The sequence below is a fragment of the Paraburkholderia edwinii genome, from assembly GCF_019428685.1.
Classification (GTDB): Bacteria; Pseudomonadota; Gammaproteobacteria; order Burkholderiales; family Burkholderiaceae; genus Paraburkholderia; species Paraburkholderia edwinii.
On record NZ_CP080095.1, the window covers coordinates 4,184,999 to 4,204,811 of the forward strand.

Below are 19,813 nucleotides of genomic sequence, written 5' to 3' on the forward strand. Positions count from 1 at the left end.
CAGCGATTCACCTCGCGGACGATGGAGTGGCCATCGGCGCGATAGACGCCGCCACGTCGGCGCTCGCCGAAGCCTTCGGCGGCCACCAGTGCGCGTCCGGCAACGGCGCCGTGCCCTCCTGCGCCACCGCCTGCAGCAGGTCAGGCTGCAAGCCGAGCGCGGCCAGAATGGTCGGCGCCACCTGGGTCGTCGATACCGGCCAGGTCACCTGCCGATCCGTACCGGCGAGACGCGGATTGGACAGGAGCAGCGCGACATGCACGTCATCGTCGTGAAAGCCGCCGTGTTCGGTGAGCTTGCCGTCATGCGGCGGCGTAAAGATCACGCCCTTGCGCGACACGATCACGATATCGGGCGTGCGGCTGTCCGCGGTCGGCGCGGGAAACTGCAGCGCGAGCCGTGCGCCGCTCAACACGTCGGCAATGCCGAGCGCGTGGGCATGCGCGCGCAGCGCGGCAGTCACCGCTTCGGTCGCCGAGGCATCATGCAGCCAGATCAGCGCGCCGTAGTCGGTCGTCATTTGCGCGAGCGCACCGGGCGCCGCGGCATCGATCACGTTCGCCAGGCGGTGCTCGTCGATCTTCTCGAGGCGCGTGCGGTCGATCGGGCCATTGCCATGTTTGGCCGTGACGATCACGAGCGTGTCGTCGCGCAGATGGCGGCGCTCGAGTTCGGCGACGAAGCCGCCGAGCAGCTTGTCGACACTACCGATCGCGTCGTCGAGGCCGGGCGTCAGCGCGCCGTCGCTATCGCGATAGCCGTACAGCTTCTGCCCGACGTTGACGGCCTGCAGGTTCAGGCCAAACACGTTCGGCACGGCCGCGTGCGCGCTGCCGTCGTGCGTCATGCCGTCGATTTCATTCACGACTGCGCGCGCCTTCATGGCGTCGTAGTTTTCGGTGTACGCAAGCGACCCGGTGATCTGATCGGTGGCGGCGTGACTCGTCCCCTCGAAGTTCGCGCCGATCTCCGGCAGGAACAGATCGTCGACGCCGTGACCGGACGGTCCTTCGACCAGTTCGTAAGTCGGGTGCTTGTCGACCCACGCCGTGTACCCGCCCGCGCCGCGCACGGCTTCGAAGATCGTGTTGACGCGCAAGTACGCGTGCGGATAAACGGGCGCACAGGCATGCCGCGGATCGCGCGGCAGTTTTGCCGGGTCGATCGCATCGTGACCGTGGCCGTCGTCGAGGTCCAGCGACTCGTCGTAGCGCACCCGCGTGCCGCTGCGGCTGCAATCGCTGCCCGGTGCGGCGAGCGCTCGGTCATACGAGTCGTCGTAGTAGACGCCGGTCACGGCCGGCGTGCCGCCGGTCACGAGCGCGAGCAGCCCGGGAAAGGAATCCGCCGGCACGACGCCGCGCGCATTCGTATAGTTGACGCCCTGCGCCGCGAGTTGCGCGAACGTGCTGTCCGGATGCGCGGCGATATAGCGGACCATATCGCCGGCATGCAGGCCGTCGACGCTGACCAGCAGCACATGATGAACCGGCGCACCGGCAGGCAGCGTGGGCGCGGCCGGCGCAGCGTCGCTCGGCTCCGCGGACATGGCGGTGGTCGCACACAGCGCGAACGCGGTGACTAGCGGGAAAAACAAGGTGGAAAAAATCGGTTTCATTCGTGATCTTGCAAATTGAAGTTGACCCACAGTTGTTCTGAAAGCGTCTTGCCGGCAAACGCCGGTTCGGGCTTCGGACAGTTCGCGTCGCGCACGGCCGCGAGCGCCGCGCGATCGAGCATCGCCATCCCGCTCGAGGCGACGACGGTCACGTCAGAGACCACGCCGTCACGGTAGTGAAAGGCGACGCGCGTACGGCCCGACATGCCCGCCATGCGCGCGGCTTCCGGGTAGTGCAGCGCGGCCTGTATCGCCGCGCGCAACGCCCCTTCGAAGCTCGGCGTCGGTCCGGCGGGCGCGGCCGGCGCGGCGACCGGCGGCGGCGACGGCGGCGGCGCTTCGGTGGACACCGCGGATGGCAGCGGTGCAGCCGGTACGGCAGCCGGCATCGGCGCAGGTGCCGGGGCAGGCGCAGGCGGCGCGGCGTGCTGCGGCCGCGCCGTGCGCACGACGTGCTGCGCGGGCGCTGCGGCATGCACGGGCGCCGGCCGCGGCAGCGGTTGCGGCTTGGTCTGCGGTGCGGGCGCAGTAACGGGCTTGGGCGGCGCAGGCTGCACGGCCGGCGCAAGCGTGACCGTCACAGGCGGACGAAGCGGTGCGGGCGGCGGCGCTGGTTTGTGACTCACCCACACCCACGCGCCACCGAGCACGGCCAGTTCCGCCAATAGCGCAATCGCCGCCGCGAGACCGAATCGCCGCTGCTCGGTCAAAACGCCGAAAGTAGGAACAGTCGCCATCTCACCTTGCCACCGGTTGCGCGGCCAACGCGACCTGCGATACGCCCGCCGCGCGGCACGCGTCCATCACGGTCACCAGATGCTGCAAGGTCGCGCGCGCCGAGCCCGCGACCGTGACCACGGTATGCGACGGGTCCGGTTGCGCGGCGAGCATCGCGGTCAGCTGTGCCGGTGTCAGCACACGGCCGTCGACGGTGACCGTGCCGTCATCGGCGAGCGTGACGGTGACTTTCGGCGGCGTCAGCGGCTGCGCGCTCGTGCTCGACGGCAGACGCGTGCTGAGCCCCGCGTTCGGAATCATGTGCAGCGTGATCATGATGAAAAACACCAGCAGGAAAAACATGATGTCGATCATCGGAATGATCTCGATGCGCGCCTTGCGCGCTTCGAAGTACTTCATCGTCACGCTCCCTGTCCGGCCAGCGACGACTGCGCTTCGACCGTTTCTTGCGGCACGCTGTGCGGCACGCCCGTCATCCGGTTGACGAGCGACGCCTTCAGCGTTTCGAGCTGATGCATGGCGAACCGTACGCGGTTATGCAGTCCGTTGAAAAAGACCAGCCCCACCATCGCGACGAAGAGACCCGATGCCGTGGCGACGAGCGCCTCCGCAACGCCGCCGGTTACCTGCGTCGGCGCGTTGCCCGGGTCCGACAGCACCTGGAACGCGTTGAACATGCCGATGATCGTGCCGAACAGACCGAGCAGCGGCGCAAGCGTGACAATCGTGTCAAGCACCCAGAGAAACCGGTCGATACGCGGCGCTTCGCGCATGATCACTTCGTCGAGCGATGCATCGAGCGATTCGCGGCGCAGTGCCGGACCATGAAGCCGCGCCGCGGCCGACAGAATCCGCTCGACCGGCAGACCACGATGACGGGCCGCCAGCGCAGCAAGCGAGCCGCGGTCGAGGTGATCGAGCCGGTCGAGCTGATCGAGCGCGGCGCGGCCGCCTTGTGCGACACGCCGCAGGAACAGCGCACGCTCGACGATCACCGTCAACGCGATAAACAGCATGACCGCGATGACGTACAGCACACCGGCGGAATCGCGCGCGAGATGCATGAGAGTGGCGGCAGACATTAGCTTGAACTCCTGTCGAAATCAGAAATCGGTGGAAAGGGTGGCGATAAACGCGCGCCCGGGAATCGTCCAGTACAGCGGCGTGTTGTTGGCGACCGTGAAGCCGGCCAGCGCATCGATGCTGGTGCGGTTGAACACGTTGTCGATCTCGAAGCCGAGGCGCGTGTTGTGCATCCAGCGGGTCGGCGACTTGATCGTGTAGGCCGTCGCGAGGTTCGTGACCGTGAAACCGCCGATCGGCTGCTGGTTACCGGTCGTGCCGAACTGATGGCCAACGAACTTGGTGATCACCGAACCGTGCAGCGGGCCCTTGTCATAGATCACGCCGAGCGCCGCGGTCGATTGCGGCGCATTCGGCAGCCAGTCGCCGGTGCCCTTCTGCTTCGCGGAGTTGAACGTCAGGTTGCCGTAGAGGCTAAAGCCGTAACCGGCGTAAAACGTGCCTTCGGTTTCGACGCCCTTGTAGTACGCGCCGCCCGCATTCGAAAAGATCGTATTGCCGCCGATCGTCGTGCTCGTCACCGCATTGCGGAAATTGATGTAGTAGACGTCGGCGGAGACGGTAAAGCGATCGGTCTTGAAGGTCGTACCGATCTGATAGTTATCGGTCTGCTCCGGATCAGGCTGGCCGGACACCGACGTGTTCGGCACGAAGAACACGTTCAGGTTCGGCGCGAGAAAGCCCTGTGCGTACTGCACATAGGCGCTCCAGTACGGATTGATCTGCTCGTGCACCGTCAGCGACGGCAACACCTTGTTCCACGTATGGCTGAAGTCCGCGGGCAGCCCGGTCTTCTGGTTATCCTGCGAATCGATGCTGCGATTGAACGACACCAGCTTGACGCCGGGCGTGATGGTCAGGCCGTGCGGCAACTGCCATTCGTACTGGACCCACGGCTGAAACGTGAGGAACGAGTCGGTTAGCGAGAAGTTGGTCTGCAACAGCGCAAAGTTCAGCGTGTCGTCGACATTGAGGTTGTCGCGAAAGTTCGACTGGTGCGTAATCCATGCACCGAACTGCAGATTGCCCGGGCCGAGCCGATGATCGGCCTTGATGATGTCGCCGAACGCGCGGTAGTTGTTCGCGATCTGCTGGCCGGGCACGTTGTTCGGTCCCAACGCGGTGCCGTTCGGCGTCTCTCCGTTCGGATCGAGGCCGTTGAAGCCGTCGTGGTAGTACCCGTACGTGTAGAGCTTGTTATCGATGGTCCAGCCGCCGAGGTGCGTCGTGAGCCCGATGTACTCGAAGTCGGTGTTGATGCGGTCGAAGTTGTATCCGAAGAAAGACTGGCTCGCCGGGTTACCGCTTAGTGCAAAGTCCGGCCCGAACTGATGGATCTGCGCAGCCGTTGCGCCAAGCGACACGTTCTGGTGAATGCGGTTGTAATCCGCGAAGAGCGTCACCAACGTGTTGTCGCCGAGCGGCTTTTCCAGCTTGAAGTAGAAGTTGTCGCGCCGCTGCCCGGAATTCTCCAGATAGCCGTCACTGCTCACATGATCGTAGCCGACCACCGCGCGCGCATCGCCCCACTGCTGCAGGTCGCCGGTATTGAACTGCGCGCCGGTGAGCCACGTGTCCCAGCTGCCATATGAGCCCAGCACGGAGAACGCCGGTGTCAGCGACGGTTCGATCGACGAAATCGCAATCGTGCCGCCGAAAGTGGCGAAGCCGACTTGCGATGCGTCGCCGGGGCCGCGGTCCACCGCGATGCCGCCGATATTCTGCGAGTTGAAAAACGAAGTTGAATGGTGCGTGAAATCGTTCGAGTCGCCGAACGGAATGCCGTCGAACGTCACGTTGTACTGGCCGTCCTGAAAGCCGCGAATCGTGAGGCTCTGCGTCTCCATCAGACCGGCGCCGTTCGGATTGATGCTCGACACGCTGGGCGCGATCTGCACGATATCGCTGTAGTTCGAGGTCGGCGCAGTGCTGTTGCGGATGTAGTTTTCGTTGATGATCGACTTCGGCTCGGTCGCGCTCAACGAACCTTGCGTCGGCGCCTGGGCCGGTGCGGATTGCGGATTGGAAGACGTCGCGTCGCCTATTGAAGACGCGGACGACGCGCTGCTTTGCACTGAGCCGAGATCGCCTGATGTCTGCGCAAAGGCAAGCTGCGTTCCAGACGCGCAGAGTGAAGCGAGAATCCATCCCGCGAGAGGCTTGACGCGGAACCGTAAGTTATCGTGTCGCATGCTAAGGCATCCTAGTTTTAGATTGACCGTGCTTTGCCGGGTCGGGTGCAATCCTATGGATGACGCATGGCTGGACCATGATGGGTTACTTACGAAGTTAAGCGATCGGGTACGCGCGGATCGTTGTTGAGCGCAATTCAAGGCAGACGATGCAATGCGATGGAATCGATGGATCTGCGAACAAAATAAAAAAGCGTGGAGTCGATCTCACAAGACGCCGTGATCGACGCGACGCTATCGCATCTTGCGAAGCGCCTGTTTCAGCTAAAAGACGTTCCGCTTACGTTCATAAATTGATGCGAGTTATTTTTTGTTTTTGCTTTGAGGTGTTGTGCGCGGACTTATAGCAGCAGCCTTAGCAACACCGGCAAAACCAGTAGCACGAGCGGCAACTGAACGATCAGCCCCGAGATGATCGCGACCGCCAACGGCTGCTGCATGGCCGAGCCCTGACCGAGCGCAAAGGCGAGCGGCAACAGCGCGAGAATCGCAGCGATGGTGGTCATCGCGATCGGCCGCAAGCGGTTACGGCCCGCGAGAATCAGCGCGACGCGTGGCGGCAATCCTTCTTCATGCACGAGTCCTTGAAACTCCGATACATAAAAAATGGCCACCTCGGTCACGATGCCGACGATCATCGTCATGCCCATCATCGCCGATATGTTCAGTTCAATACCGGCCGCCCACAAGCCGATGAACACCGCGCACGTCGCAAATAGCGGCATCGTCATCACCGCAAGCGCAATCCGAAAGCGTTCGTAAAGAAACAGCAAGAGCCCGAACACAAGCGCGACCGCTGCACCGAATACGGCAATCAGCCCCTTGAAAGCGATCTGCTGTTGTTGATACAGGCCACCGAGCTCGTAATAGACGCCGGCCGGCAGAAGGCCCGATGCATCGAGCGCCTGCCGCACGTCCGCAATCGTCGATCCAAGATCGCGGCCGTCGATCCGCGCGGTTACCGCCACCATCCGCTTGAGGTTGTCGCGGCTGATCTCCGGCTGCCTGCTCACCGCGATGCGATCGGCCACACGCGAGAGCGCGAACAGGTGGCCATCGGGCGCACGAATCTGCAGGCGCCCAAGCGCGGTATCGGTCAGCCGCTCTACGCCGGCCACGCGCACCCGCACGCCGATCGTCTTCGGTCCGCTCTGGTACTGCGTCGCGACATTGCCCTCGATCATGTCCGACACCTGCTGCGCGATCGATTGCGGGTCCATGCCCTCGGCGGCCGCCGCATCGGGACGGATATGCAGATCGATCGCGTCGCCGGCCGGATTGATCCCGTCATTCACATCGACCACGCCGGCGATCTTGCCGATGCGCGCGGCAACGTGCTGTGCAGTTGTATCGAGCACCTGCTGGTCATCCGAATAGATCTTGATCTGCACCGGCTGCGGCACGGCGGTCAGGTCGCCGATCAGATCTTCCATCAGTTGGGCGAGTTCGATGCTGACGCCCGGCACCTGGGCTTCGATGCGCGAGCGGATTTCCTCCATCACGACGTCGATCGGCTCGCGCGAGCCCGACTTGAGCCGCACGAAAAAATCGCCTTTGTTCGGCTCGTTGAGGTCGCCGCCGAGTCCCGCGCCGGTGCGCCGCGAGTATGTCGCGACGTTCGGATTCGCGCGGATGATGGCCTCGATCTGCCGCATCAGCCGATCGGTCTCCGTCACCGATGTGCCGGGACTCGTGTGGTAGTCGAGCACGAAGCCGCCCTCGTCCATGGTCGGCATAAAGCCGCTGCCGACGCGCGTGAACGCAAACGCGGCCACGATCGCGAGCGGCACGATGCCCGCAAGAACCCACCATGGCCGTGCGCTGACACGCTCGATCAGCCGCGCGTAACCGCGCGTCAACCATCGCCCGACACGCGTTTCCGCGTGTTCCTGCGCGTCCTTCGCGGACAGCCACCGGTCGCATAGAATCGGAATCGCAAGCCATGTCACGGCAAACGAAATAAACAGCGCGCTGGCCATCGTCACCGACAGCGCCTTGAAGAACGCGCCCGTGACACCGGACAGAAACGCAAGCGGCACAAAAATGATCAGCGTCGCCGCTGACGATCCCGCGAGCGGTCGCGTGAATTCGAGCGCGGCGCTCATCACGCGGCCGTGGAACGCATGCTCCCCGGCCTCGCGCATGCGACGCGCGATGTGCTCGATCATCACGATTGCGTCGTCGATCACGAGGCCGACCGCGGCCGCCATTCCGCCCAGCGTCATGATGTTGAAGCCCATGCCGAACACGTCGAGCAGCAGGATCGTCGCCGCCATCACGACCGGCACCAGCGCAACCGCAATAACCGTCACTTTCATGTTGCGCAGGAAGACGAATAAAGTGAGCGCCGCGAGCACGACGCCGATCATGATCGCGTCGCGCACACTGGTTGCCGATGCGATCACGAGCTGGCTCTGGTCGTACCAGTTCGCGAGATGCACGTCCGCGGGCATGCGTTTGCGGAAGTCGTCGAGCCGCGCGCGAATCGCGGCGGCCATCGCGACGCTGTTCGCGCCGGGCTGCTGATAGACATTGATCAGCACGGCATCGTGACCGTCGGCGGTGACGCGAATCCATTGCGGGACCACGCCGCGTTGCACGGTGGCGATATCGCCGAGCCGCACCTGTGCGCCGCCCGTCGACGCCACGACCACGTCGCGCAGATCGCGCAATCCGGCCAGCGCCGTATCCGCGACCACGAGATACAGCTTGTAGTGATCCTCGATGCGCCCCGTCGCCATCAGCACGTTGCCCGCGCCGATCGCCTTGCCGACGTCGGCAATCGACAGCTTGTAAGCCGCGAGCCGTTGCGGATCGATCGCCACCTCAAGTTCGTCGCGCGCGCCGCCGGCGACGTCGACGCGAGCGACGCCGTCGACCGACGACAGCAGCGGCCGCATCTGGAACTGCGCGAGGTCGTAGAGCTGCGAAAGCGATTCGCGCGACGACGTGAGGCTATAGGCCAGCACCGGGAATACGGTCGGATCCATGCGCCGCACCTGCATCGACGTGCCCGGCGGCAAGGTCGCGAGAATCTCGCTGATCGCCGATTGCGCCTGCGGCGTCGCCTGGGCCATATCGGTGCCCCAGTCAAAATTCAGCGAGATTTCCGCGGACCCGCGGCTCGTGCGCGATTCGACGTCGCGCACATTCGGCACACGCCGCAGCGCCTCCTCCACCGGCATCGTGACAAGCGCGGCCATCTGCTCGGCCGGGCGATCGCCGGCATCGAGCGAGACCACCGCGCGTGGGAACGATACGTTCGGGAACAGCGAGATCGGCAAACGAAATGCAGTCAGCGCGCCGGCGAGTGCGGCAAGCGCGATCGCGAACAGCAGCGAGCGCCGGTGCCGCTGCATCCATTGACCGAAATTCATGGCGCGGTGCCCTTCGTGGCGCGCACCGCCATGCCGTCCGTCAACTCGTAGTTGCCGGTGATGACGAGCGGCCGCGCTGCGTCGAGCGCGCCATCGACGCCATAGCTGCGATCGTTTTCCACGCGAATCGATACTGCGACGCGATGGGCTTTCTCGTCGGGTGCGACCTGAAACACGTAGGCACCGTGATCGTCGCGCAGCACGGCAGAGCGCGGCACGACCCACCAGTCGCCGCGTTTCGTCTCGATGTCGGCGCGTACATGCGTACCGGGAATGAACGATGTGCCCGCGAGCGGCACGCTTGCACCGACGTTGACGAGTTGACTCTGCGTATCGACCGACGCGCCCACCATCACGATGCTGCCGTTCGCCGTCGCCTTGTCGAGCCCGGTGGCAAGCGCGTGCAGTGCGATACGGTCGCCGTCGTGGATCGACATCGCATCGGCGGGTTCGACACCGAGCGTTACGTTCGCGACATGGTCGGCACCGGCGCTGGCATTAGCGTTAGCGCCCGCGTTCGCGTTCGTCGCGATCAACTGCAAGATCGGCGCGCCTGCCTGCAACTGATCGCCGGGCGCGGCCGTTAGCTGCGCGACGACGCCCCCCACCGGCGCGGCGATCGTGATGGCGCCCGCGGACACGCCGAGCGCGCGTTGCGCGGCGAGCGCCTGCTGTGCGTCGCTCAGCGCCTTCTGCGCGGAGGCGAGTTGCGACTGCGTCGCGAGCCCGTCGCGATACAGCGATTCGGTACGCGCGAGTTCGCCGCGCGCGAGCGTTTGCGCGCCTTGCGCTTGCGTCAAGGCGACCACCGCCGACGGATCGGCCTGCACCACGGCCAGCGGTGCGCCGCGCGCGACACGTTGCCCCGGCTGCACCCGCAGACTGCGAATGCGCGCGATATACGGCAAGCTGACCGTATCCGCATTGGCTGCGGCGGACGCGACCACGCCGTATGCGTGTACCTGCTGCGCGACCGGCTCGCGCGTGACGTGCGCGAGCACGACCGAGACTGCGGCGGGTTCGTCGGCACGCGCCAACCGCGCGGTGGCCGCGTTCAGAAAGAGCCATACACACAGCGCCGGCACGCAGGCCGCGCTCAGCGTTCGAAGACGGTTTTGCATGACATCAACGTGAGAGGGAATCTGACGAGCCGGGATCGGGAATCGCGCTGCCAAGCAGCGCCTGCAAACCGATGCGCTGTTCGGCGAGCGCTTCGTCGAGCGTCGCGACGTCGACGCGCCGCGTAAGCATCGCGGTTTGCGCATCGACGTACTGGCCGAACACGATGTCATGTGCCGCGTAAGCTTGCCGCGCGCGCTGCGCGGCCTGCTCCAGTTCCGGCAAGGCATGCTCGCTCGTCGAAAGCTGGGCGGCGAGAAGCGCGCTGTCCGCACGCAAATGCACGATATCGCCGTAAGCGGTGTTTAAACGCGTCTGGTATTCATCGCTTAGCCGTTGCCGCGTGGCCTGTTCGATGGCAACGTTGCCGCGATTGCGGTTGAAGATCGGCAGGCTCAGATTGATCTGGAAGCCGCTTGTATAGATTTCCGATGTGTCGCGCGCACGCACGAAACCCACCGATAGACTCGGAAACTGGTTCAGCACCGCGGCGCGGTACTTCTGCTCCTGCGCTTCGTAGCCTGCCCGCAGCGCGATCAGATCCGGTCGGCGTGCCGGCAGTTGCGTGAGCGCTGCGTCAATCGACTCATCCGGTGGCGGTGTGACGCGGTCGGATCCGGTCAGTGTTAGCTCAACGTCGGGCGCGAGCCCCAGTAGCGCGTTCAGATCGTGCCGCGTCTGTTCACGCGCGCGCTGCATGTCGTCGTCCTGTTTGCGCGCATCGTTGGATGCGATTAGCGCGGCGGCGACGCTATCGTGGGTCGCGTTGTGCGCTTGCGCCGCGTGCGCAATGCGTTCGTAACGTTCGCGGGCTAGTTCGCGTTGCCGATCGAGTAGTGGAAGTGCGACGTCCTGAAAGCGCGCCTTCACGAACAGCTGTTTGGCCTGTGCGATGACCTGCCATTCCTGCCACAACAAGCCGAGGTCGATTTTCTGAACCGTCGCGTCCGCGGACCGTTTGTTCGCGTCGCGTGTCACGACGGCCATCACGTCCATGCTCAAGCCGTAGCTAAAAGCCCGGTCGAAACCCAGTTGCCCTGGATAGTCGCTCGACACACTCAGTTGAGGATCGGGCAACAAGCCCGCTGAAAACGCCTGCGCCTGCGCAATGCCGAGATCGTCACGCGCGAGCTTCAGGTCCGGATTGTTGGCAACCGCGAGCATCGCGACTTCTTCGATGTCGAGGCCATTGGATGGATCGAAGCGATGCGCGGCAAGCGCGGGTAATGGCATCGCTGCGGGGTCGATCTGCATGCTTGCAAGTTGCGCTGGTGTGGTCAGCGTGTTGGATGTTGCCAGCGGCTGAGGTCGATACCACGTACAACCGGCGAGCAGCAGCGCGACGCCCGTACTGCACGCAAAGGCGTACGCAGTTGCGGCGAACCTGCCATGCAATGCGCGCACAGGCATCGCGCGGTGCGAAGGGTGAAACAACTGAGGCTCCTTGTTGAGAACCGTCGGCGTAGCGGCCGATCAACAAGGGCTGATTCTGTTGGATGCTTGCTTAGCAGGTGCTTAAGATAACGCTTAAAAGCGAAGCGTAAGGCGGGCGGTGTGGTTACTGTCAGGCGCAATGCGATTTGCTGCTAAGCGCTTCTTAAGTAAAGCCTGTGCGTCTCGATGCAAAACTGGCTTTCAGTTATCGGACGTATGCATTAGAGAAAGTTATCGCGTATGTATAGCGACTATGTACTTCGGACGGCCTGATTGCGAGGCGAATCAAGCCGATCGAAAGGCTTCGCTCAACAGTTCATGCAGGCGCATTGAAACCGGATCTTCCAGCGATCGTTATGCCAGAAAGCGGCTCAGTTCGCGACGCGAGCCATCTTCGTCGCCGATCTTTGCGAGCACGAACGCAAGCGCGACCGAATGCTGTGTATAGTTGTAAAAACCCAAACCTCCCTTCGACAGATAGCGTCGCAGCCATTCGAATGCCGCAACAACGTCTTCGATGGAATTGACGCGTTGCCAAAATTCGTCGGCGCACGCCACTGCCTTCTCGACAACCGCCGCCGAGCTTTGCACGATGGCCTGCTCCCCGTGAATGAGGCTAATTTCCATAGCGCTGTCGCGTGCATCGACCGTCAGATCAAACATCGCGGACTTGTTGGTGCGATGCCATCGAACAGGGTTACCAGAGACGTGCGGCACAAAATCAAAGGAGAGACCCCAACGCGGAGCCATTACGCCGCCTTTCCAGGCGGGAAAGGCAAACATCTGGCGTATGGGCGTTCCGTCAAATCTCACCCACCTTAACGGCGCGACCTCTTCGAATCCCTTCCCGTCTACAGCAGCATTAACGATGGGCGAGATGAGACGGTGCGCAGTTTCCAAAGTCACCATTTCAAAGGGCGCGGCCTTATGACGATTTTTATGAATGCGCTCAACCCACTTGCTGATGCTCATAGTTATATTGTGTGGTCGGGAAGGAGATTGGCTGCGTCGACTGGAGATAGTCGGATGTCGGCATTTGAGTACCTCAGCTACACGAATGCGCCCGCACGATATCCGGATTGAACGAGGAATGACCCGGGCTAATCTGTGCTGAAACGAGCATCGCGTGTTTGCCGTCAGGCACAAACCACGTCACCAAGGCGGTGAGTTCAGTTCCGTTCTCTGCCTTCATCCAACGTACCATTCGAACCTGATATGGAAAACATGTCGTCGCAGCCGCACTGTCGTCCCCTATGACACCGTACTTGTCGAAAGTCTGCTTCATCGCGTCCGTCACTTGCGCACGCGATAGTTCTGATTTAAGCGCATCCGATGCGCTGTCGTAGATAGCGTCGAAATTTCGCTCGTTATACTGACGGATCATCGCATTCTCTGCTGCATCTGCGGCAGCCTTGTCATCCGCGAAACGCCCAAACCGGACGTGCACCTTAGCCGCGACCAATATTCCTGTTATAACGACTATGGCTACCAAGCCTATCGTCCATTTTGATTTGCGAAGCTTTAACACCGGCACGTTCCTCTTATTTGTATTTTCCGGCATGCTAACCTACCTGAGTTCGCAGGCCAATTCCGCGTCAAGGAATGCATGGTTCATGAAAAGAGCGGTATGGATTTTCAATGATCTGAGCGCCAATGTCGAATGACCTTTCATGGCCCACGACTGTCTGGCATCCATGCCGCATATACCAAAGCCGTCATCGCGGCGTGAGCCATTCATGCTGCTGTCACCCAACCCTGTTGCAATGCCCTCGACACCAAATAGGGGCGGCTATGCCGCCCATTTCTTTTTCTATGCCAGGGGGAAACCACGATGAGAAAAATATCGATCATTCTGTCCGCTGCGATGCTGCTGTACGGCGGCTCTGCCGCGCAGGCTCAAACATCGCGCACCAGCTGGGTCGTTACGCAAATCTACGACTACAACCACCCGTTTGCGGCAACGGACAGCACGGATCTGGCAACCAAGATGGCGACCATGGCGGGCGACGCTTTCTCTTTCTATCGCGGAACGGCTCACATCTTCTATCAGGACATGCGCACTCTGCCGGCATCGAAATACACGACGACGCAGACAGGCTTGACCTGGATTGGCGGCGATGCCCACATCGGCAACTTCGGTGCCTGGCAGGATAGCAGCGGCAACAACGTGTTTTCCGTTGACGATTTCGATGAAGGCTACCTCGGCCAATACGTTTGGGATCTGCGCCGGCTGGCCACCAGCATGGTGCTCGTGGGCCGCGCGAATAATATTGCCGATAGCGATATCACCACCGCGATCAATACGATGGTGGCCGCTTACGTGAAGGAAATGAACACCTTTATGGGCAGTAGCGATGAACTCAGCTTCCAGCTCAAGAACGGCAATACATCCGGTGTCGTGCAGGACACCATTGGCGACTCCAAGGGCGATAGCCGTTCCAGTCTGTTGAACAAGTACACGCAGGTGACGAACGGCGCGCGCAGCTTCCAGAACATTGCCAACACACTGGTCGCGGTGAACAGTACGACCTATAACAACATCGCTAACTCGATGAGCAGTTACATCAGCTCGATTGCTTCATCCAAGCAATACTCGTCGAGCTATTACAAGGTGAAGGACATTCACCAGAAGCTAGGCTCCGGCGTCGGCAGTCTTGGCAAACTGCGCTACTACGTCCTGATCGAAGGACCCTCTACGTCCACATCGGACGACGTGATTCTCGAGATCAAGCAGGAGACATCCAGCGCAGTATCTGAAGCCAGCAGCAATGGAGCGACGCTGCTTTCAGCCGATGACGGCAACGATGCCGCGCGCGTCGCCATGACCAACAAAGCGCAGACGCTCAATGCCGACGTGCTAGTCGGTTATGCGACTATTAACGGCATGAACTTCTACTTCCACGAAAAGTCACCGTTCGAAGAAGACTTCGACTACACGCAGCTGACCAGCGCCGGCAAGCTCAACACCGCCGCGTCCTATCTGGGACAAGCGCTCGCGTCGGCTCACGCGATCTCGGATCAGGACTACAACAGCGCGATCGTTCAGTACAGCATCGACAAGCAGGTCACCAACGCGGTCACGAGTACGAGCGGACTGGAGTCGGAAATCTCGACGTTCGCGTTCAGCTACGCGGCGCAGGTCAACCTGGACTGGCAGTCATTCGTCGGCGCTTATCAATCCGGCACGTCGTTGTACTGATATCGGCTGGCTACACAGACGGCGCCGGGGATGAGCCTTGCGTCGTCTGTGGATGCCTAAATCTAAACCGTCCGCAACATCCCACCGTCGACGAAATACGTCGATCCAACGCTATAGCTCGCGCGCTCCGAACAGAGAAACACGATGAAGTCCGCCAGTTCCTCCGGCGTTGCAAAGCGCCGGATCGGCGCGAACTCGTCGGCCACCTGTTGCAGGTGCCCTTCCCAATCGCCGCCCGTATTTTGCGTTAGCGCTTTCGCGGTCTTCACCCAATCCGGCGTTAGAACGAGGCCCGGATTGATCGTATTCACGCGGATATTGTCTTTCACCACCTCGTTTGCGAGGTTCTTCGAGAACATCATCAGCGCGGCTTTAGTGACGTTGTAGATCGGCTCGTAGCCGAGCGGCTGCGCCGCGCAAATCGACGCGTTATGCAGGATCGCTCCACCGCCTCTCCGCTTCATCGACGGCACGAGCCCACGTGCGAGCCGCACCGCCGCCATCACATGCAGGTCCCAATACGCCTGCCACTTTTCGTCGGGCGCTTCCATGATCGTTTCGTTACTGCCGGTGCCCGCATTGTTGAACAGGATATCGGCGCCGTTGAAGTGCTGGTTCGCCGCGGCGACCAACGCGTCGACGCCGTCGATCGTCGCGACATCGCATGCAACCGGAACGACACGCACGCCGTGGCGCTGTGCGATATCCGCCGCGACCTGTTCGAGCCGTTCGCGTTGCCGCGCGGCCAGCACAAGATTCACGCCCTCGGCGGCGAAGCCTTCCGCGACCGCCAATCCGATGCCGACGCTTGCGCCCGTCAGCACTGCCACTTTCCCACGCAAGTTCAGATCCATTGTTTGTCTCCACTCCAAGGGGCTGACATCGTCCGTATTGTAGGCGCCATCCATCTGCGCTACCTCGGGCCTCAAAACGCCGGTGGGTTTGCGCAAACCTTCGGCGACGGGTGATTCTGCGGATATGCTCATCTACAAGATATCTGCAGCACAAGTAATCTGCTATTCAATTCCACTCACGCCTTTCAAATCTAATTCGCTTAATTTACTACCTCAAAAATTCTTAAGTACCCGTTAAGCGAACCTCCTGCATTGTTCAGTCGGCAATAGGCACTCGCGGTCAGAACCCCCAGCGATCGCAGTCTCGCAGGGCTTTCCACCTCTCAACCAGTCAGTCGCAATCGACAAGCGGCGGTATGTGCACGCCTGACGAAACGGTGATTCATGCAGACATCTTATTACTCTCCACCCACGAGGAAATCTTGATGAAATAAACACATTGATCGATTGGAAATTCGGTAATTCCGGAATGCGTATTGCGCCGCAATACGTATTGATGGGACGCCATTCGCCATCGAATTGATCGATGGTTGGAGAAGACTTTGGAGACAAAAATGAAGAGACGAATCCCCCGGCAGGTTCTGCTTGTTGCCGTTTGCTCAATCGCGGCTTGTCTGGTGACGGCATGTGGCGGCTCGGATAGCAACAACACCAGCAATCCGACGCCCACTGCAACGTCGAGTGGCCCACACCTGATCACCAACATTGCGGTGCCCAACGCGGCCAGTCCCGCTTTCAGCTTCGATATCAGCTTTGCGGATCACGGCCGCTACTTTCTGGCCGACCGCAACAACAAGGCCGTCGACGTGGTGGACACGAGCAGTAACCAGCTGATCGCGCAGATTCCGGGCAACTTCACAGGCATCGGCGCTTCCACCGAAAACTCGGGTCCTGACGGCCTCGTCGGATTGCCCGGCACGAGCACGTTGTACGTCGGCGACGTGAACGCGGTCAAAATTCTCGACACGACCGCGCAAACACTGACCAAAACGATCCCCCTCACCGCTTCCGGCAACCGCGTGGACGAAGGCTGCTTCGACCCGACGGACCATCTGGTGCTGATGGCTAATCCCGGTGATTCGCCGCCCTTTATCAGCTTCATCAGCACGGACACGCAGACGGTCGTCACGCAGCTCTCCTTTCCAGGCTCGTCGGGACTCGAGGCCTGCGAATACGACGCGGGCACGCAGAGCTTCCTGATCAACAATGACGGTACCACCGCCAATCCGAACGGTGAACTCGACGTGATTCCGGCTAGCTCCGTGCTAAGCGGGCACCCGGCCGTCACGCAGGCCTTTCCGCTCGGCAACTGCGCGCCGGCCGGCATCGCGCTCGGTCCGAACAAGGACGTGATGGTCGGTTGCGATCCGGCAGCGGGCAGCCCGTTGATCACGCTGATCCTCGATCGCACCAACGGCACGGTGCTCGCGAAGCTGCCGTTCGGCGGCGTCGATCAGATTACCTACGATCCGACGTCGAACCGCTACTTCCTGCCCGCGCGACACTGGACCGCAAACGGCATCGCGGCGGCCTCCGGTTTCACACCGCAAATGGCAGTGATCGACGGGACCAGCCGCTCGATCGTCGCGCAGATCGCGGTCGGAACCGGTGCGCACTCCGTAGCAGTCGACGGACCGTCGGGACAGGTCTATGTGCCATTCCAGGCGGGCAGCGGCGCATTTCCTAACGGTGGGATTTCTGTCTTCACTGTGCGCTAGACGCAGCGATCATGCGTAAGGCGCGGCACCGCGCAGCGCATGATCGTGGTCTGCTTGAAGCGGGGATGGACGATGCGGTTGCTAACCTTTCCGATGGGCCAGTCCTGTCATAGAGTGCTATGGCTCGGTTAAACGTTGCGAGCACATCTTGTCCATGCCTCGCATGTTGTCACACGTGCGGAGCGTGTTCCGACTCACATGCGAGCTAGCAGAAGCAGAAGGCTTAGCGGACCAGACCTGCTACGAGCACGAGAGCAAGTCGACACTGAGTGGCAAGGGCTTGAAATCGTCTTCTAGCGGTGCTGCGGTCGGCCAGCAGCACCGGGCAAGGGGAATGCCATGTTTGTATTGCTAGCCGCGATTTTTCTCACATCGTCGGGATTTCTTGTTAGCACCTTGTTCACGCCGGCCACGCCGACAACGATCGCGCCAAGCGCGACAGAGGCGAGAGAAGCGATTGCGCCAGCCTCCGCTCCCAGTTCTGGCGAGGACATAGCTGCACGATCCCCCAACTAAGCCACGAATACTCCAAGGCGAACGCCCCATTGCCCTGGCAATCTCCCGATGCAGTCACGCCGGTGGACGTGCGCGCCTAGACGTCGCTACGATCCTTTTCTCCCCGGCAGCCGCATTTTTGCGCGGTGTTTATGTTGAGGCGCTTATGCTCGTCGGCATGAGCACCTCCACGATTCCGAAGTGACCCGGCGTGACCCGAAGTGACCGTCTACCGGGACTCATGTTACGTCTAAGCGAAGTCAAACTTCCCCTCGACCATGCCCCAAGCGATCTCGAAACCGCGATTCGCGCGCGCCTCGCGGATCTCGGCGTGACGGCAAACGGGCTTGTCCGCTACACCGTGTTCCGCCGAGCGCACGATGCACGCAAGCGCTCCGACATCAGGCTGACCTATATCGTCGATGTCGAAGTCAAGGACGAAGCGACCGTGCGCACGCGGCTCGCCGGCAAGCCGCATTGCGGGTTGACGCCGGACATGACATACCGCTTTGTCGCGAAGGCCGCGGCACACACGGTCGCCCTCCGTCCGGTGGTAATCGGCATGGGGCCGTGCGGCCTGTTCGCAGGACTTATCCTCGCGCAGATGGGATTCCAACCCATCATCATCGAACGTGGCAAAGCCGTGCGCGAGCGCACCAAAGACACTTTCGGCCTGTGGCGCAAGGCCGTGCTCAACCCTGAATCCAATGTGCAGTTCGGCGAAGGCGGAGCCGGAACGTTTTCCGATGGCAAGCTGTACAGCCAGATCAAGGATCCGAATCACTATGGCCGCAAGGTGCTGGACGAATTCGTCAAGGCAGGTGCGCCGGAAAACATCCTGTATCTGAGCCGACCACACATCGGCACGTTCCGTCTCGTCAGCATGGTCGAAAAAATGCGCGCGACCATCCAGGCGCTGGGGGGTGAAGTGCGCTTCCAAACCAGGGCCGACGACATCGAAATCGATCAGGGCAAGGTGCGTTCGCTCAAGCTCTCGAATGGCGAGGCGCTGCGGTGCGATCACGTGGTGCTGGCCGTGGGTCACAGCGCGCGCGACACTTTCCAGATGCTGCACGATCGCGGCGTTTATATGGAAGCCAAGCCGTTCTCGCTGGGATTTCGCATCGAACATCCGCAGGGGCTTATCGATCGCAGCCGCTTCGGCAAGTTTGCGGGCCACAAACAGCTCGGCGCGGCCGACTACAAGGTGGTCCATCACTGCCGTAATGGGCGGTCGGTTTACAGCTTTTGCATGTGTCCTGGAGGCACGGTGGTTGCGGCGACCTCCGAGCCGGGCCGCGTGGTCACCAATGGCATGAGCCAGTATTCCCGAGCCGAGCGCAACGCGAATGCGGGCATCGTCGTCGGCATCACCCCGGAAGACTATCCCGGCGGTCCGCTGGCGGGTGTCGCGTTCCAGCGCAAATGGGAAGAGCGCGCATTCGAACTCGGCGGCGGCGATTATCGCGCGCCGGGTCAACTGGTCGGCGATTTTATCGCCGGCCGGCCATCCACGTCGCTTGGCTCCGTGGTGCCGTCGTTCAAGCCGGGCGTGCGCCCGACCGATCTCCGCAGCGCGCTCCCGGACTACGTGATCGAAGCCATTCGTGAAGCACTACCCCAGATCGACAAGAGGATCGCGGGCTTCGCGATGCACGACGCAGTGCTCACCGGCGTGGAGACGCGCACTTCGTCACCGGTCCGGATTCGACGTAGAGACGATTACCAAAGCATCAACGTCGACGGTCTGTATCCGGCCGGCGAAGGCGCGGGGTATGCGGGCGGTATCTATTCGGCTGCCATTGACGGCATCGAAGTCGCGCAAGCGTTGGCACTCAAACTGACGGCGGGGCATGCGTCGTGATGGGCCGGACAGGATCGGCGCGGCGAGGTCCGTTGATTGAGTGACGCTGATATTTGAATGTCAGCACGAATGCTTAGCCAAGGATGTTGATGGCCGACTAACGTCTAATGCGGCGTGCAAAG

At 61.8% G+C, this 19,813-nt stretch carries 14 protein-coding genes; 3 read left to right on the forward strand and 11 right to left on the reverse strand.

Features of this window, described 5'->3' with window-relative positions:
* Positions 1-7: 7 nt before the first annotated feature.
* From KZJ38_RS18515 to KZJ38_RS18560, 10 genes are all read right to left on the reverse strand, one after another.
* Positions 8-1,618, reverse strand: a complete 1,611-nt coding sequence (locus tag KZJ38_RS18515) for an alkaline phosphatase family protein (RefSeq protein WP_219797628.1) — start codon at positions 1,616-1,618, stop codon at positions 8-10.
* Positions 1,615-2,355, reverse strand: coding sequence for an energy transducer TonB (locus KZJ38_RS36930; protein ID WP_219797629.1), 741 nt, complete (start codon positions 2,353-2,355; stop codon positions 1,615-1,617). Before KZJ38_RS36930 ends, KZJ38_RS18515 begins: the two co-directional genes overlap by 4 nt.
* Position 2,356: 1 nt before the next feature.
* Entirely contained in the window at positions 2,357-2,755 is a 399-nt protein-coding gene (locus KZJ38_RS18525) for an ExbD/TolR family protein (RefSeq protein WP_219797630.1), read from the reverse strand.
* Positions 2,756-2,757: 2 nt separating this feature from the next.
* On the reverse strand, positions 2,758-3,438 hold the full coding sequence (locus KZJ38_RS18530; RefSeq protein ID WP_219797631.1) for a MotA/TolQ/ExbB proton channel family protein: 681 nt from the start codon (positions 3,436-3,438) through the stop codon (positions 2,758-2,760).
* 21 nt (positions 3,439-3,459) lie between these two features.
* Positions 3,460-5,631, reverse strand: a complete 2,172-nt coding sequence (locus KZJ38_RS18535) for a TonB-dependent receptor (protein WP_219797632.1) — start codon at positions 5,629-5,631, stop codon at positions 3,460-3,462.
* A 341-nt stretch (positions 5,632-5,972) separates the two neighbouring features.
* Positions 5,973-9,008 (reverse strand): efflux RND transporter permease subunit, encoded by a 3,036-nt coding sequence (locus KZJ38_RS18540; protein ID WP_219797633.1) that lies wholly within the window; start codon positions 9,006-9,008, stop codon positions 5,973-5,975.
* Positions 9,005-10,129 (reverse strand): efflux RND transporter periplasmic adaptor subunit, encoded by a 1,125-nt coding sequence (locus tag KZJ38_RS18545; protein ID WP_219797634.1) that lies wholly within the window; start codon positions 10,127-10,129, stop codon positions 9,005-9,007. Before KZJ38_RS18545 ends, KZJ38_RS18540 begins: the two co-directional genes overlap by 4 nt.
* Before the next feature lie 4 nt (positions 10,130-10,133).
* Entirely contained in the window at positions 10,134-11,561 is a 1,428-nt protein-coding gene (locus KZJ38_RS18550) for a TolC family protein (protein WP_246641542.1), read from the reverse strand.
* A gap of 354 nt (positions 11,562-11,915) precedes the next feature.
* Positions 11,916-12,533, reverse strand: a complete 618-nt coding sequence (locus KZJ38_RS18555; RefSeq protein WP_219797635.1) for a hypothetical protein — start codon at positions 12,531-12,533, stop codon at positions 11,916-11,918.
* 73 nt (positions 12,534-12,606) lie between these two features.
* Positions 12,607-13,122 (reverse strand): DUF3887 domain-containing protein, encoded by a 516-nt coding sequence (locus KZJ38_RS18560; protein WP_219797636.1) that lies wholly within the window; start codon positions 13,120-13,122, stop codon positions 12,607-12,609.
* A gap of 270 nt (positions 13,123-13,392) precedes the next feature.
* On the opposite strand from KZJ38_RS18560, the gene KZJ38_RS18565 reads away from it, so the two are divergent.
* Positions 13,393-14,760 (forward strand): DUF2252 domain-containing protein, encoded by a 1,368-nt coding sequence (locus KZJ38_RS18565; protein WP_246641543.1) that lies wholly within the window; start codon positions 13,393-13,395, stop codon positions 14,758-14,760.
* Positions 14,761-14,822: 62 nt separating this feature from the next.
* Here the strand turns inward: KZJ38_RS18565 and KZJ38_RS18570 are convergent, their stop codons facing one another.
* On the reverse strand, positions 14,823-15,614 hold the full coding sequence (locus KZJ38_RS18570; RefSeq protein WP_219797637.1) for an SDR family NAD(P)-dependent oxidoreductase: 792 nt from the start codon (positions 15,612-15,614) through the stop codon (positions 14,823-14,825).
* A 554-nt stretch (positions 15,615-16,168) separates the two neighbouring features.
* On the opposite strand from KZJ38_RS18570, the gene KZJ38_RS18575 reads away from it, so the two are divergent.
* The gene (locus KZJ38_RS18575) at positions 16,169-17,332 is read left to right on the forward strand and encodes a YncE family protein (RefSeq protein WP_246641544.1); all 1,164 of its coding nucleotides are present in this window, start codon (positions 16,169-16,171) and stop codon (positions 17,330-17,332) included.
* A 736-nt stretch (positions 17,333-18,068) separates the two neighbouring features.
* Complete coding sequence (locus tag KZJ38_RS18580) at positions 18,069-19,691, forward strand: NAD(P)/FAD-dependent oxidoreductase (protein ID WP_219797638.1); 1,623 nt, start codon at positions 18,069-18,071, stop codon at positions 19,689-19,691.
* Positions 19,692-19,813: the final 122 nt, after the last annotated feature.

Coding starts and splice junctions, on each gene's coding strand:
- KZJ38_RS18515 (WP_219797628.1), bottom strand. CDS start 1,618: ATGAAACCGATTTTTTCCACCTTGTTTTTCCCGCTAGTCACCGCGTTC.
- KZJ38_RS36930 (WP_219797629.1), bottom strand. CDS start 2,355: ATGGCGACTGTTCCTACTTTCGGCGTTTTGACCGAGCAGCGGCGATTC.
- KZJ38_RS18525 (WP_219797630.1), bottom strand. CDS start 2,755: ATGAAGTACTTCGAAGCGCGCAAGGCGCGCATCGAGATCATTCCGATG.
- KZJ38_RS18530 (WP_219797631.1), bottom strand. CDS start 3,438: ATGTCTGCCGCCACTCTCATGCATCTCGCGCGCGATTCCGCCGGTGTG.
- KZJ38_RS18535 (WP_219797632.1), bottom strand. CDS start 5,631: ATGCGACACGATAACTTACGGTTCCGCGTCAAGCCTCTCGCGGGATGG.
- KZJ38_RS18540 (WP_219797633.1), bottom strand. CDS start 9,008: ATGAATTTCGGTCAATGGATGCAGCGGCACCGGCGCTCGCTGCTGTTC.
- KZJ38_RS18545 (WP_219797634.1), bottom strand. CDS start 10,129: ATGCAAAACCGTCTTCGAACGCTGAGCGCGGCCTGCGTGCCGGCGCTG.
- KZJ38_RS18555 (WP_219797635.1), bottom strand. CDS start 12,533: ATGAGCATCAGCAAGTGGGTTGAGCGCATTCATAAAAATCGTCATAAG.
- KZJ38_RS18560 (WP_219797636.1), bottom strand. CDS start 13,122: ATGCCGGAAAATACAAATAAGAGGAACGTGCCGGTGTTAAAGCTTCGC.
- KZJ38_RS18565 (WP_246641543.1), top strand. CDS start 13,393: ATGAGAAAAATATCGATCATTCTGTCCGCTGCGATGCTGCTGTACGGC.
- KZJ38_RS18570 (WP_219797637.1), bottom strand. CDS start 15,614: ATGGATCTGAACTTGCGTGGGAAAGTGGCAGTGCTGACGGGCGCAAGC.
- KZJ38_RS18575 (WP_246641544.1), top strand. CDS start 16,169: ATGAAGAGACGAATCCCCCGGCAGGTTCTGCTTGTTGCCGTTTGCTCA.
- KZJ38_RS18580 (WP_219797638.1), top strand. CDS start 18,069: ATGTTACGTCTAAGCGAAGTCAAACTTCCCCTCGACCATGCCCCAAGC.